18 protein-coding genes are annotated in these 14,888 nt (G+C 35.7%); all 18 read left to right on the top strand.

The window, feature by feature from the left end:
• Window positions 1–19 precede the first annotated feature (19 nt).
• The gene (locus BIV20_RS16320) at window positions 20–436 is read left to right on the top strand and encodes a hypothetical protein (protein ID WP_075721796.1); all 417 of its coding nucleotides are present in this window, start codon (window positions 20–22) and stop codon (window positions 434–436) included.
• Window positions 437–601: 165 nt separating this feature from the next.
• A complete protein-coding gene (locus tag BIV20_RS16325) occupies window positions 602–787 on the top strand; it encodes a type II toxin -antitoxin system TacA 1-like antitoxin (protein ID WP_075721795.1) in 186 nt (61 codons plus the stop codon).
• Entirely contained in the window at window positions 774–2,792 is a 2,019-nt protein-coding gene (locus tag BIV20_RS16330; protein WP_075721794.1) for a HaeIII family restriction endonuclease, read from the top strand. The genes BIV20_RS16325 and BIV20_RS16330 overlap by 14 nt, the downstream gene beginning before the upstream one ends.
• 13 nt (window positions 2,793–2,805) lie before the next feature.
• On the top strand, window positions 2,806–3,270 hold the full coding sequence (locus BIV20_RS16335; protein ID WP_075721793.1) for a hypothetical protein: 465 nt from the start codon (window positions 2,806–2,808) through the stop codon (window positions 3,268–3,270).
• A gap of 11 nt (window positions 3,271–3,281) precedes the next feature.
• Complete coding sequence (locus tag BIV20_RS16340) at window positions 3,282–4,190, top strand: hypothetical protein (protein WP_075721792.1); 909 nt, start codon at window positions 3,282–3,284, stop codon at window positions 4,188–4,190.
• A 103-nt stretch (window positions 4,191–4,293) separates the two neighbouring features.
• Window positions 4,294–6,108, top strand: a complete 1,815-nt coding sequence (locus tag BIV20_RS16345; protein ID WP_075721873.1) for a KAP family P-loop NTPase fold protein — start codon at window positions 4,294–4,296, stop codon at window positions 6,106–6,108.
• An 18-nt stretch (window positions 6,109–6,126) separates the two neighbouring features.
• Window positions 6,127–6,882: a hypothetical protein gene (locus BIV20_RS16350; RefSeq protein ID WP_075721791.1), complete on the top strand. Its 756-nt coding sequence runs from the start codon at window positions 6,127–6,129 to the stop codon at window positions 6,880–6,882.
• A complete protein-coding gene (gene qatC, locus BIV20_RS16355; RefSeq protein WP_075721790.1) occupies window positions 6,879–8,162 on the top strand; it encodes a Qat anti-phage system QueC-like protein QatC in 1,284 nt (427 codons plus the stop codon). Before BIV20_RS16350 ends, qatC begins: the two co-directional genes overlap by 4 nt.
• Window positions 8,162–8,899, top strand: coding sequence for a Qat anti-phage system TatD family nuclease QatD (qatD, locus tag BIV20_RS16360; protein ID WP_075721789.1), 738 nt, complete (start codon window positions 8,162–8,164; stop codon window positions 8,897–8,899). The genes qatC and qatD overlap by 1 nt, the downstream gene beginning before the upstream one ends.
• 545 nt (window positions 8,900–9,444) lie before the next feature.
• Window positions 9,445–10,875, top strand: a complete 1,431-nt coding sequence (locus BIV20_RS16365) for a hypothetical protein (protein WP_075721788.1) — start codon at window positions 9,445–9,447, stop codon at window positions 10,873–10,875.
• Entirely contained in the window at window positions 10,865–11,194 is a 330-nt protein-coding gene (locus tag BIV20_RS16370) for a ribbon-helix-helix protein, CopG family (protein WP_075721787.1), read from the top strand. Before BIV20_RS16365 ends, BIV20_RS16370 begins: the two co-directional genes overlap by 11 nt.
• A complete protein-coding gene (locus BIV20_RS16375) occupies window positions 11,195–11,416 on the top strand; it encodes a hypothetical protein (RefSeq protein WP_242939875.1) in 222 nt (73 codons plus the stop codon).
• Window positions 11,352–11,858, top strand: coding sequence for a JAB domain-containing protein (locus BIV20_RS16380; protein WP_242939874.1), 507 nt, complete (start codon window positions 11,352–11,354; stop codon window positions 11,856–11,858). Before BIV20_RS16375 ends, BIV20_RS16380 begins: the two co-directional genes overlap by 65 nt.
• 110 nt (window positions 11,859–11,968) lie before the next feature.
• Window positions 11,969–12,940: a DUF6782 family putative metallopeptidase gene (locus BIV20_RS16385; RefSeq protein WP_075721786.1), complete on the top strand. Its 972-nt coding sequence runs from the start codon at window positions 11,969–11,971 to the stop codon at window positions 12,938–12,940.
• A gap of 94 nt (window positions 12,941–13,034) precedes the next feature.
• On the top strand, window positions 13,035–13,175 hold the full coding sequence (locus BIV20_RS16390; protein ID WP_158024948.1) for a hypothetical protein: 141 nt from the start codon (window positions 13,035–13,037) through the stop codon (window positions 13,173–13,175).
• Window positions 13,168–14,202: a DUF5688 family protein gene (locus tag BIV20_RS16395; protein ID WP_075721785.1), complete on the top strand. Its 1,035-nt coding sequence runs from the start codon at window positions 13,168–13,170 to the stop codon at window positions 14,200–14,202. Before BIV20_RS16390 ends, BIV20_RS16395 begins: the two co-directional genes overlap by 8 nt.
• A gap of 14 nt (window positions 14,203–14,216) precedes the next feature.
• Complete coding sequence (locus BIV20_RS16400; protein ID WP_075721784.1) at window positions 14,217–14,576, top strand: SpoVG family protein; 360 nt, start codon at window positions 14,217–14,219, stop codon at window positions 14,574–14,576.
• A 12-nt stretch (window positions 14,577–14,588) separates the two neighbouring features.
• Window positions 14,589–14,843: a SpoVG family protein gene (locus tag BIV20_RS16405; RefSeq protein ID WP_075721783.1), complete on the top strand. Its 255-nt coding sequence runs from the start codon at window positions 14,589–14,591 to the stop codon at window positions 14,841–14,843.
• Window positions 14,844–14,888: the final 45 nt, after the last annotated feature.

A 14,888-nucleotide genomic window follows, 5' to 3' on the forward strand; every position in this document is an offset into this window, starting at 1 on the left:
ATAGAAGGGAAGTGTTGTTATGGCAAAGTATCAAGTCATGATTGATGACAAACCTAAATACGAGAAGAATTACAAATTACCATTAATCAATATTGTGGCTGCGGTTATTTGGAGTATTCCGTTTCATCAGAAGTTATTTCCGGATGCGGGATGGTGGGTGACATTTGGTTTGTGCGCAGCATTTGTTGTTATGTATGTGGTACTTAGTTATCTTCCTATTATAGTTGCAGTACCCTCTATTGCAGGAGTTATTATTCTGACAGCGTTGTTTTGGGTACCGGCAGATTACATAGGAAATAATGTTGTTAGGATAATAGTTAAAGTGCTAATCGCAATTGTATGTGGATTTATTGAGCTGGGGATATTCGCAAATGCAACGGTTCCTTGGTTGGAAGGAAAAGAGGCAAATAAGCCAAGGATCAGAGTGGAAAAATAAAGTACATTTTTTTGCACAATATATGATTGAAAGTAGGAACCAAGATATGATGTTTTCTGTCTTAGGTTCCTTTTTTAATGTCAGAAAAACATATGTTTGTGCAACAAAGTATTGACAATGTTACACTTTTGAAGGTAAAATTTAAAAATGAGGAGGTGCCTTAAAATGAAAAAATCAATATCAATTAGCATAAGAGTTAGTGAAGAAGAATTGGAAAAGTTTAAACAAGCTGCAAGACTTGAAGCATATGCTTCTTACAGTGAGTTTGTGAGAAGAACTGCTTTAATAGAGGCATCAAGGATTATTAAAGAAAATGATATTGAAGGAGTAAAAACTGATGAATGTAATTAGTTTGTTTAGTGGATGTGGAGGACTAGATTTAGGTTTTGAAAGAGCTGGATTTAATATTCCTGTTGCAAATGAATTTGATAAAACAATATGGGAGACTTTTAAGGTTAATCATCCTAACACACATTTAATCGAGGGTGATGTAAGACAGGTTACGAAGGAAGATATTGCTCAATACATAGATGGAGAAGTTGATGGAATTATTGGTGGACCACCATGTCAATCTTGGTCAGAAGCAGGTTCACTTAAGGGAATCAAGGATGCGAGAGGTCAGCTATTTTTTGACTATATCAGAATATTAAAAGAATTCCAACCTAAATTCTTTTTAGCGGAAAATGTAAGTGGAATGCTTGCAGATAGACATTCTATAGCGGTACAGAATATTTTGGAATTATTCGATGAGGCTGGATATGATGTTTCGTTTACATTGGTTAACGCGAAAGATTATGGCGTTGCCGAAGAACGTAAGAGAGTATTTTATATAGGATTTAGAAAAGACTTGAAGATAGACTTTGGTTTTCCTAAAGGTTCTACTAAAGAAGATTCAAAAAAGATTACCTTGCGTGATATTATTTGGGATTTGCAAGATACCGCTGTACCTTCAGGTGAAAAGAATAAGCATAATCCCGATGCAATAAATAATAATGAATATTTCACAGGAGCATACTCTCCGATTTTTATGAGTCGTAATCGTGTTAAGAGTTGGGATGAGCAGGCATTTACAGTGCAGGCTTCTGGACGACAGTGTCAGTTGCATCCTCAGGCACCTAAGATGGTAAAGGTTGGAATTAACGATTGCAGATTTGTTGAAGGCAAGGAACATCTTTATAGAAGAATGACAATTCGAGAAGTTGCGAGAGTACAAGGATTTCCGGATGATTTTAAGTTTATTTATAATGATACCAATACTGCATATAAAATGATTGGTAATGCAGTTCCTGTAAACTTGGCATACGAGATTGCAGTAGCCATAAAAATGTATCTTGAAGGAAAAGGCTCCTCTGTTGAAGTTGACAGAGAGGTTATAGATGCTAAGGAGGTCAATGAGAAGAAAGTGAGTACAAAAAGTAATGATCAGGGAAGAGCTTATGAATATGCTTGGATACAGACTTTATACAAAGCATTAGCTGAGTTGAGAAAAACAAGAATAGTGGAGAATTCTAGTTTAGTGGCAAATGAAAAGGCATGGTCACTTATGGATGAAGATATGCAGGAAACTTTCATGATTTCTGCTAGTGCAGCTATTGATACGGTGTTAGAACTTGAACCAAGAATGTCCGAAATCGATAATGATGAACTTACACTTGAGTTCCAGAAAGATGGACAAGGCGTTAAGGGGGATGTTAGAGATATTGTAATTAAAAGAAAAGATATTGAATGGGAAGTAGGATTAAGCATTAAGCATAATCATGATGCCGTGAAACATAGTAGATTAAGCCACAAGCTTGATTTTGGAAACGAATGGTTTGATATGCCATGTTCTGATGAATATTGGGTTGCTGTGGAACCAATCTTCAATGTGTTAAAGCAAGAAAAAGAGAATGGAACAAAATGGTCTGAAATTGAGGATAAGAGTCAGAAGGTGTACATTCCTTTATTGCAGGCATTCATTGATGAAATCAATCGTGCAAATAAGAAGGATAGTACAATGCCAAGAAAGATGATTGAGTATCTGATTGGTATTGAAGATTATTATAAGGTTGTGAGTAAGGATAGCAAAAGACTTACGATGATTCACACATTTAATATGCATGATACATTAAATAAGCCTGCAAAGAATAAGGTATCTGCAATTACTGTACCTATTGTTAAGTTACCTACAAGACTTGTTGCACTTGAATTTAAGCCAGATAGTGATAATACGGTAGAAATGTATCTTGATAATGGTTGGCAGCTTAGTTTCAGAATTCACAATGCTAGTACAAAGGTAGAACCAAGTCTTAAGTTTGATGTTCAGTTTATCAGTATGCCGATGGAAGTTCTTAATATCGAATGTAAGTGGAATTAAGGTGGTGGCATAAGTGAGAAAGATGCTTTTAAGCTTTAAGCCAGAAGTGTATGAGAAAATTAAATCTGGGAAGAAAGTATTCGAACATAGAAGAAACTTCCCAGATGAACCTATTATGGCATATATGTATGTAAGTGCGCCTATTAAAGCAGTCACAGGAATAGTCTATCTAGGAAAGAGACATTTGCTATCGGACTGGAAGGAAGAATACAAAAATGATAGAGATGTTGTAATGCGGATCGAAAAATATCAAGAGTCATATAGATATGCCATGGAGATTGATGAGTTTCTGGAAACTACAGAAATATCGCTTGATGAACTAAGGCGTGATGTTCCTGGATTTGTTGCACCACAAATGTATATATATTTGGATGGAACACAGCTGTTAAGATACTTAGAAAAAACATTAGAAATAAAGGAAAATAAAATTGTAAATAAATTTGATGGCAATATGTCTCATTGTATATGTAAATATTAGAGGATGATATTATGGCAGATTTTATTGAAGCAGAAGAGGTAGTAAGAAAGTTTTTTCCAAAGGGGACTACTTTTGACTATGAGGGCGAGGAATACATGGTTATCGATTCTGGGAAACCATTACCTCAAAAAGGCAAAGGTGAACCAAAAACTGATATATATGTATGTGCACAGAGTGAGGGTACAACTAAGGAATTTAAAATATCATATAAAAAGAAAAATGCAGACTTTCTTGAAAATAAAATGAAGAGTGATCGAGCAGAACAAATCTTTGGAGCAAATTGGAAAGAGATTATTGAAGAAAATACTAAACGTATTTCAGATAGATTTGAAGAAACTCCGGTTTTGTTTTTAGATCAAAGAAAGAAAACGGAACCAGGATCAATGACACTAGGTTGGAGGTTTGAACTTTTTAATAAACTTCAAGGCGGATTGTCAGGAAAGATGGAAAATATGACAAGGGATCAGGTATATGAGGTTTATGCAGGTAAAAAATTAGAAGAAAGGAAGCGTAATGCGAAAGTAAATGGAAAAGTAATTCCAAATTCTGGTACAGCGGATTATATTTTGGTTACAGATGAAGTTGAATCTGCACAAGATATAATAAATAGAATGCAGCCTATAGGTGAATATATTGATGAAAACCCAGATATTTACTTTGGATGTAAGGCTTTAAACTATCGTTCCAAAAAGAAAAAAATGGAAGGCAATAGAGCTTTATCTGTACAGGTGGATTGGCATGTCGAAGATAAAAAATTAAGCATTGATATTGAATATGAAAAACCCTTAATGAGAGATGGAAAACAAATGAAGGCTGCGGTACAAACATGCTTAAAATTATTACAAAAGAAAGATGCCACAGAATTTGATTCCAAAGAGTTGGAGGATATACCAGTCTATAAAAAAGACAGTACGGAGTAATTAAGATAGGTATATGGGATAATAATTCAGACAATGGTTTTTAAGTATCAATATGGTTTAGAAATCGTGCTAAAGAGAGAAACGGTTAATGGAGAAGATGTTTATGTGGAAAGATAGCGAAACAGAAATAGATTATCTTGATTATGATTATTTAGTGAAAAGCATAGAAGATATAATATTAGATGATGATTTGTTACCAGCAAGTATAGGCGTATACGGTGATTGGGGAAGTGGAAAATCTAGCCTTATGCATATGTGCAAAAAGAAATTAGAAGCTAAGGATAAGAAAATAGCATGTTTACTATTCAATGGTTGGTTGTTTGAAAACTATGAAGATGCTAAGACAGCAATGCTAGGAACCATCTTAGATGAGATTGGAAAGAAAAAACGGTTACCAACAAAAGCAAAAGAAACATTGTCTGGATTATATAAGAGTGTTGACAAATTAAAATTAGCAAAAAATGTTACAAAAATGGGAATGGATTTTTTTCTGACTGGTGGAATCGGAACCATAACAGATATTACGCTTAATCAGATTAAAAATAAAATAGCTGGAGTACAACCGGATATAGATATTGAAAAAATATATGATTCAGTAAAAGATGAACTTGATAATAAAGAATTTAGAGAAGACATTAGAAGCTTTCAATCAAATTTTGAAAAATTGTTAGATGAAAGTAAAATATCAAGATTAGTAATCTTTATTGATGAATTGGATAGATGTCGACCAGATACCATACTGGATACATTAGAAGCCATGAAATTATTCATGTTTAAGGGAAAGGTCGCTTTTATTATTGGAGCCGACGAGAGACATATATCATATGCGGTAAAAAGTAAATTCAAAGATATTGAAGGAATACAAATCAATATTGGAAAAGAGTATTTAGAAAAATTGATTCAATATCCTGTCAAAATTCCAAGATTGAGTTCTGATGAGGTAGAAACTTACATTTCTTGTTTATTGCTTCAATCAGAATTAGAAAAAGATGTATTTGATAATTTGGTTAATGAAATTGGCAAAGCTAGAGTGGAAGATTTTGAAAAGTTTTCTTTACATAAAGTTTTAGAAAAGATGGATATTGATGCAAATGAAAGTATTGCTGTTGCAAGTCAGGTTGCAAGTGTATTATCGCAAGGCCTACATGGAAATCCAAGGCAGTGTAAGAGATTTTTGAATTCTATGTATATGAGGTTAAAGATGGCGGAATTCAAGAATAAGGTATTGGACAAGAAAATACTTGCGAAGATTATGGTGTTAGAATATATAAGACCACAGTTATTCAATAAAATAGCAAATATGACCATGGATGGAGTTTTGCAGAGTGAATTGGCTCCTTTTGAAAATAGAAGAGAAGGAGATGAGGAAATTCAAGGGGAATTGATGATTTGGGAAAAGGATGACTGGTTTAGAGATTGGTGTGAGATGGAACCAAAATTATCTGACAAAGATTTAAAATTATATTTTTATTTTATGGGAACATCATTGGATGAAAAAATAAGTAGAATTTCGTCATCTCTTTCACCAATGGCTAAAGATGTTTTAGATAAATTGATGTCAAAATCAGATATTAAAATGTCAGAGGCATTGGAAATATCAGATGAACTAACTTCTTCTGAAAAAGCTACTATTTTAAATGCTATGGCAACTAATATGTCAGGTCAAACCAAGATTGAAAAAGAACATATTGAAAGTTTTACAAAGTTTGTTGCAAAGAATAAAGAGTTGTCTGTGGAAGCATTCGCGCATTGTAGTAATTTTTCAGCAAAGCAGGTTCCTATAGGCGGATGTGTTTATATTGCTGAATTGGCAAAAAAGACGAATATGGAAACAGAGTATCGTGAGTTAGCGGTAAAATGGGGAAATATTGAAAAAAATTTGCAACAGGGTATTGAAAATGCACTAGATATGGAATAAAAGGCAAGGTGATTTAGATTGGGAACATCTAGTATTTTTTATGGTAATAATGATAGAAGTGCACTATTACCATCTGATTATGAAGGTAGTGAGGAAAATAAAGTAACAGTATCGTGGAAAACTGTAAAGACTGATATGTCTAAGTATATTACTAGTGGTGGGACCAAAGGGAATGGAAGACATATAATCAAACAATACATAAAAGCAGCTGGTGGGGCTGGGAAAATGATGAATCAATCGTCTGCTGGACTAAAAACAGCAAGAAGCATTGGTTCAATGTTATATAACATAAGTATAGATGGTATAGGTGTAACGTTAGATAATCTGGGAATTCAGTTTCAAGGTAAAAGTGTATCTGAAATTTTCTCAAGATTACTTGATGTAATGACTCCAGGAGTGAATACAAAGGAAGAGGCTGCAGCAAGAGAAGCAGCTCAGGAGACTCTTGTAGATTTATATGATTATGTTGAAGAAAACGATATGAACTTAGAATGTTTAAATCATATGGAACCATATTTAATGGATAAAGCGATGTGCAAATATATTAGCTCATATATTTGGAATATGATGCTTAAAGATTTGGAAAGTCGTTTTGAAAAGTATATGGACGATGCAACAAAAACTTGTCAAATGGAAAAGGATTTTAAAGATATTATTTCTAGTGTTGTCAAAATTGAGTTTGAAAAGAAAGGTAGCTTAATGAATAACAATGTTACAGACGCTATATCTGATTTAAGCACAAAATGCATTAAAGCATTGGAGGGAATAGAATGATATTTAATGTTATTCTTGGTTCAGAAGAACAATACACTGTAAATGAACAAGAAAAGGTAATTGATTTTACAAGAGATGATTCTTTTTCGTATACTTTTTGGAGGGACAAAAATCTGCTTCCACACTGGTATGACAAAAAAGCATTAGACCTACTTTATATTTCACTCGCCGTTTTTGCAGCTGATAGATTGTGTCTTAGGAATGATGCAGAGGATGGTTGGAGCCGAAATATAGAAATTCATATGCCGGTGATGAATTTGAGTGTATGGAATCAAAATAAAGAATTATTAGAAAAATTATTATCCTTTTTAAGTGGAGATTTCTATACATTTGTATTTAGAGAACGAGAAGAAACGGACATAGAAAAAAGTTGTTATGAAACATATCTTAAAGTAGATAAGGATAAATTAAAAGATTATGATCGATTGTGTATGTTTTCTGGAGGGCTGGATTCGTTTATTGGTGCAATTGATTTGCTTGAAGAGAATGAAGGAAAAACCCTTTTTGTAAGTCATTATGGAGGGGGAAAAGGAACAAAAGAGTTTCAAGATGCTTTAAAGGAAAAATTTTTTCAAGCTTATGATGTAGAAAAAAGAGATTTTCATCAATATTTTGCCAAGGTTATAGCAGGAGAAGAGGAAACAACAAGAACAAGATCATTTATGTTTTTTTCACACGCAATTGTTTTGGCTTCAGCACTTGAAAAAAATGTGGAAATTGTTATTCCGGAAAATGGATTAATATCATTAAACATTCCAAGTACATTTTCTAGATTAGGCACGAGCAGTACAAGAACCACGCATCCATACTATTTGAGGATGTTTCAAGAATTATTAAATCGTTTGGAGCTAGATATATATTTTGTAAATCCGTATCAATTTAAAACAAAAGGCGAAATGTTGATAGAGTGTAAAAATAAAGAGTTTGTGGAGAATAATTTATCTAGTACGATGTCATGTTCACATCCAGATAATGGTAGAATGCTTAAAGAAACGGAAGCAAGGCATTGTGGTTATTGCCTTCCATGTGTTATTAGGCAAGCAGCCATAAAGAAAGCGGGTATGCATGATCAAAGCACATACAGAGATCGTGAGTTTAAAATGGTAAAAGAAGCCAGGACAATTTTAAATTCATACAGACTTGGCATCGAGAAATATAACCCTAAATACGCTTTTTTGACAGTACAACAAAATGGACCTATTGAAGAAAAGATTGAGCAATATGAAAATTTATATGTACGTGGCATGAATGAACTTAAAGACTATTTGGAGGAGATATAATGTCAAAGTTCTATTTTGATACACACATGCATTTTGACCTATATCAGAATAGAGATGATGTGTTAACATACTTGGAAAAAAACGGATGTTATACGATTGCTATAACAAATTTACCAGATTTATTTGAAAAATATAGATTATGCTATGGACGATATAAGTACGTCAAGTTTGCACTGGGATTTCATCCAGAGCTGGTTTATAAATATAAGAGTCAAATTGATAAGTTTAGAAGTAACATACGATATACTAGATATATTGGAGAGATAGGTGCAGATTTTACAACAGAAGATAATAGAGAACGGGAAGTGCAGCTAGAGGTATTAAGTGAAATAGTTTCTTCTTGCAATCAATATGATGATAAAATCTTGTCAGTTCATACAAGAAAAGCGGAAAAACAAGTTCTAGCAATTCTGAATAATTGTAAATCGCAAGTGATACTTCATTGGTATTCAGGGACTATAAGAGAAATGGAAGAGGCAATTGAAAGAGGTTACTACTTTTCAATAAATCATCAGATGATAAGAAGTAATAATGGGAAAAGAATAATAGCAAATATTCCATTAGAAAGGATACTTATTGAAAGTGATGCTCCGTTTACGAAAGGACTTGAAAAGAATTATTCAATAAAGTTTATGGATGATATTTATCGATTTATATCTGAAACAAGAAATATTGATGAAGAAGAATTAGGAATAATTCTAAAAAACAACTTTAGAACTATTTTAACACAAGCGTGATATATGTTGATATTGAATATGTTTACTGTAGGGATGGCTGTGCTAAGCTATTCCTAAATGCGGAAGGCTCCGATTTTCAGGCAATAATGCTTGAGAGTTAGAGCCTTTTCTTTGTGCCTTCAAAGCGCAGCCATGGGTTCCTGCAGTCAACATATGAGAGTTGATAGTAGCTTTTGGTCAAGTTGACCAGAGGTTGTCTATATTGGGGTTTTAGGGTGGATACCCTATAGCACGCGACATAGGAGCGTGGTTTTTCTGCCGATAGTTTATGCAACTATAGGCGTATCCTGTTATTCTTTGTTAGTATTGCAGATCACAAGGGGTGTGGGATAACCACAAGGTGCTTGAGGTGGCTTATTTACTAGGGTTAAGAGCCTTAAGGGTCTTGAGGAGACGAAAATTTAATAATAGCAATGAGTTTTAGATACCATCAAGGTTGTTGTGAAAATCACAAGGGGCTTGGTGGTATTTTTTTGCCCTATTTTCTGTAATCACGATTTTCAGGCTCCAAGTACTTATTAGAGGTCAAGGAAAGGAGTGCTTAGATGGAAGAGAAATTAACGACTCTCGAAAAATATGGATACATATACCATATGGTGGGAATGAATCCAATCACCAGAAAAGAATTACGTGAAAAGATCAAAAAGGATAGTCCTAAAATGTCAGAAACGACATTGAAGAAATATTCTGATGCTCCGTTTGATGGGGCATATCCAATGTTTGTAGTGAAAGAAGACAAAGCGACTTTGGATATAACAGCTTTTCGTAGTTTTATTGAGGAACTGTGTAAGTATGTTGGAACAGATGCAGCTGTTCTGTTTACTGGCCCAGCTCCTGCACCTGGAGGACGAAAGGGTGACAATCCGCAGATTGCGAAGGTTCCAAATAAAGCAGAAAATCCGCAGATTCTTATTGAGCGCAAGAAGAACACAGAACTGTCAAAGCAGATTGCAGATTTAGAGAAACAGATTGAGGAGCTGCGTTTAGTAAATCAGAAAATTGTAGCAGATAGCGTGCTCGCAAATATGAGTAAGGAAATAAATATTTCGACAGTTAGAGTATTTGGAAAAGCGGTTGAAGAAGATATTTTTCTCCATAATGTGTCTGATGTTTTAGGAGAAGTCAGAGACGTAAGTAAAGTTGGAGGCATTAGACAAAGCTTTTATGTTAAAGATTCAGATAAAACAAAAGAGCTTACCGTACAGAATGTAAGGTCGAAGGTGGCAGAGATTTTATTTAGAAGTAAATTCTTTGAAAAGCTTTTCCATGATTCCTGTGCTTATGAAAAGAAAGTAAGTGGCAAGGTTGATATTACAGCCACGCAGATGGATGCAAATAGAAGAAAGTCAATAGAACTGCTTCTTTCGGATGATAAGTTAAGCAATAGGGCAAAGCTTGCATTGTATGCCGGGTGGCATGAATATCACGGAACTGAAATGGAAGATTTACTTAATTATGCTGGTGATCATTGTTTAGATGCAAATTATGTTATCAGACTTTTGGAGAAACCGGATGTAGCAAACAATTATCAAAATGTCAGAGGGTTTTTACGTCAGGCTTGTAAAGCAAGCGAAGCAAGAATGAAACGAGAAGCTGCGAAGGAACTTATCGCAGGGGAGTGGTTTGTAATCGCAGAGTACAATGGCAAGCCTTGCAGATTTCAGATGTTTCCGGTAGAGGAATTACTTTATTTTGAAAAGCTTCTTAGAAAAGGGTTATATCCTAAAGCAGTTCTTGAAATAGACAAATTGCTTGGAACATATAAAAAGTCAGCATTTGTAGATGCAGATCCTGAGAAGGAACTTGTGGTTAGAAGTGTCGGCTATATGGATTTGGATGCGGAGTATTATGCAGAAGCTTCTAAGATGATTCATCAATATGAAAAAATGAGTGGAATTGATGCCAATGTTCCTATTGAAGAGGATGGCAGCTCTGATGATTTTAAGGAATATGAGGAGGGAAGCCATGGCGAATAATAAGAGATTGTTTTTGTCACTATCAGAGGAAGATGTGGCGAGACTTGATGTGTTAAGAACGGAGCTTGGTATGAACCGCTCACAATATATTCGGTATGTATTGTCAGGTCAGAAAAAGAAACTTGTACCTTCAATGCAATACAAGGATGCAATAGGAAAGCTTTCAAGTATTGATTTGTCACTTAGGGTTATTGCACTTAATGAGAGTTTGGCGGAAGAGGACAGGCTTGCAATATATAGCGAGCTTGATGAGATAAAGAAAATATTTGGACAAGTAGCCTTTGGTCAAGTTGACCAGAAGCTGTCATCGGAGGTTTAGATGGACGAAGTAGAATTTGATGTAAAGGAATTATTTCATTTTATGAATACACATACGGATGAATTTTTTATTCGTGTTCGATTTGACGAGGGAGGAGGATTATGTGGAGAAACAGATAGATGTAGTAGCGGTGAGATTAGTGAAGGATGGGACGATTATGAGTCCGAAGCCGATTACGATGCCTATAGATGTGGTGGAACTTCTTGGGGAGCATATGTGTGAGCTTGATAGGGAAGTGGTCTGCGTAATCAATTTGCGCTCTGATGGAACTCCTGTTAATTGTAATTTTGTAAGCATGGGAGCTGTTGATGAATGTGTGGCACATCCAAGGGAAATATTAAAGAGCTGTATTTTGACTAACGCAGCGTCTATGATCATGCTTCATAATCATCCTTCGGGAAAGCTTAATCCTAGCAAATGGGATACTATGATTACCGATAGGATGCTTAAGGTAGGAGAGCTTATAGGTATTCCACTTAGGGATCATATTATTGTAGGTGGAGATAATCATTCTTACTTTAGCTTCCGTGAAAAGGGGCTTATGGAATTTGAACATGTGAAGCTGGAAGAGGATTATCTGAAAATTGAAAAGGAAAGATTTGCTGTGGCAGAAGCTGGTGCGGAAGAAATAGCTGCACCTGTAAGAAGGAAGCGTAGCAGATAGAAAGTAGCTCGGAGAGAAATCTTCGGGCTATTTTTCTGTAATTACGAATTTTAGGCTCCAAGTACATAGTGTAGATATTTTCTAACACTTAGGGAAAGGAGGTAGAGGCTTTGAAAAAACCAAAGGTTAGTAGAGAGGAAAAGATGAGTCTGATTCAGGAAAAGTTGGAAACAGGAGTTAGAGAGATTTTTGAATCTGAAAAGTACCGAGAGTACATAAGGACAATGGCTAAGTTTCCAAATTACAGCATCAATAACTGCATTTTGATAGCATCGCAAAGACCAGATGCTTCTTATGTATGTGGCTATAAAACTTGGCAGACAGAATTTAATCGAACTGTGAATCGTAATGAATCTGGAATTATGATTATTGCTCCTGTGAAATATAAGGCTGATGTTGAAGAACCTGTATATGATGAGAATTCTCATCCTGTAATTGGTGAAGATGGAAAGCAGAAAATGGAAAAGGTATCAAAGGAATTCCAAGGATTTCGACCGGCATATGTTTTCGATGTGGAGCAGACAAGTGGGGAACCGTTACCATCATTAGTGCACTTACTTCAAGGTGGTGTAAGAGACTTTGAAATGATTAAGGAGGCGCTGATTGCCATTAGTCCTGTTCCAGTAACATTTGAAGCAATAAGTAGTGGGGCAAATGGATTTTATAGTCCTAGTGAAAAGCGAATTGTTGTTAAAGATGATTTACCGGAATTGCAGACGATTAAAACTCTAATTCATGAGATTGCTCATGCGGAGCTTGGACATGGAAGCGAAGAGGACAAGTTTGATCGGAAAACCAAAGAGGTCCAGGCTGAGTCGGTTGCTTTTTGGGTAGCGGCTATGATTGGTGACGATGGCGGACTTGACACATCTGAATATTCATTTGGGTATATATCCGGGTGGAGTAAGGATAAGGAAGTTTCTGAATTAAAGGAAAGTTTGAATTTGATAAAAGAGACAGCAGACCGTATCTCATCAAATTTGGGAAGCAAGCTTGAAGAACTGCAAAAGGAGCTGCAGACAGAAGTAAAAGAAGAAATAACGGAATCATCTGCAGAAGTAAAAAGAAAAAAATCCAGATAAATTTTTAAAAATTTCTGTAATCACGATTTTGAGGCTCCAAGTACTAAGTGTAAGGATAACAATCCAACAAATAAGCGAAAGGAGAATAAAGATTATGGATTATGTATCTAACGGCAATGTAGTCATTGCAAAAGAGAGCAGATCAGATAAGGCAGGAACACTTCTTGCATATGATATGTATCTCGCAAAAAACAGAAAAGGCAGTAAGAGAAAGGAGAAGGAAAGACATGCTTAATTTTCAGGAATTTCAGGAGTATGTAGAGATGAACCTCAAGGAGGTTTTATCAGAAGAGTACCAGGATGCAGTCGTATCATTAAATGAGGTAACCAAGAACAATGGTACAGTTCTTCATGCGGTTACAGTAAGACCGGAGGATTCAAATATTGCTCCAAACATTTATCTTGATGGATACTTCAAGAAGTATGAGGAAGGGGCAGATATTGATATCGTAATGGGTGAAATCGGCAGAGTTGCTATGGACAACATGAGAGCACCGGAAGAGTTTGCTTCTATTGGAAGAGACTTTCAGAATTTTGATTTTGTAAAGGACAAGATCATTATGGTAGCTGTTAATGCGGAGAGAAACAGAGATTTACTTGCAGGTGCACCTCATCAGTGCAGAGAGGATCTTGCTCTTATTTATAAGGTCATGATTGGAGACAACAAAGATGGTATCGCAACAATTACCATTAAGAATGAACATATGGCAATGTGGGGCGTAACCACAGAAACAATTCATGACTTAGCAATGGAGAATACAAAAGAGATTCTTCCTGTAACTATTCAGTCTATGAATGAGGTTATGAGAGAGATGTTTGCGAAGGATGGAATGCCGGATGAGATTGCAGAGGCAATGTTTGCAGATATGCCTGCGAACCAGCAGATGTATGTGATTTCAAATGCCTCAAAGGTAAATGGTGCAGCTTCTATGTTCTATGAGGATGCATTATCAGGTCTTGCAGACAGAATTGGAACGGATCTATTTATTCTACCATCATCTGTGCATGAGTGCATTGCAGTATCTACTGATATGGGAACACCGGAATCACTTGCTGAAATGGTTCAGGAAGTAAACGGAACTCAGGTTAATTTGGAAGAGCAGTTGTCGGATCATGTGTATCGTTTTGATGCAAAGGCGAAGACGATTTCACTTGCAGATACAACTATGGAACAGTTAGAAGCAAAGGTTTCTGAAAACACTCAGGAATATGATGTTTCACAGTCACAGACTGAGGGTTCTCGCCCTCGTCATCACAGATAAGGAAGGAGATTATTATGCAGGTATCGGAAGTAAGATTAAATCTGTTAAAAACAGATACAGCTGTAAAGGCGATTGGTAGTTTTGCACTTGATGGTGCATTTGCAGTAAGGGGAGTTCGTGTAATGGAAGATAAGAATGGTCACAATTTTGTGGCTTTTCCTTCCAGGGAAAAACAGGACGGAAGCTATGAGGACATTGCGTTTCCTCTAAGCAAGGAGTTATATGCATCCATCACAGGAGCGATTATTGATGAGTATAAGCAACAGGTGGAAAAGCAGGAGCAGGCACAGAATCAGGAGGCTTCGAAGGAAGCGACCCAGACAGAGGCAGAGAGCGCAGCTGCACCTGCTCCGAAGAAAGGCAAAAGCAGATAAGGAGGGTGTTTCGTGCAGGTAACAGAGGTTAGACTTACAAAGGCTCCAAGCGAAGATAGTTGTTTGGCATATGGCAGTTTTACTTTGGATGGGGATTTTGTAGTCTGTGGAATAAGAGTCTTAAAGACAAAGGACGGAAATCTCTTTGTAGGCTATCCGTCAAAGCAAAATAGCAGAGGGGAATATAAGGATGTTTGTTTCCCGATGGCTAGAGCACTTAGAGAGGATATTTCTTTAAGAGTCCTTGAAGAGTATGAAAAATTATAAGTAGTGTATTGGTTAAAATGTTCATGTTTAATTACCTCCCGATTG

The sequence above is a fragment of the Roseburia sp. 499 genome, assembly GCF_001940225.2.
Classification (GTDB): domain Bacteria; phylum Bacillota; class Clostridia; order Lachnospirales; family Lachnospiraceae; genus Petralouisia.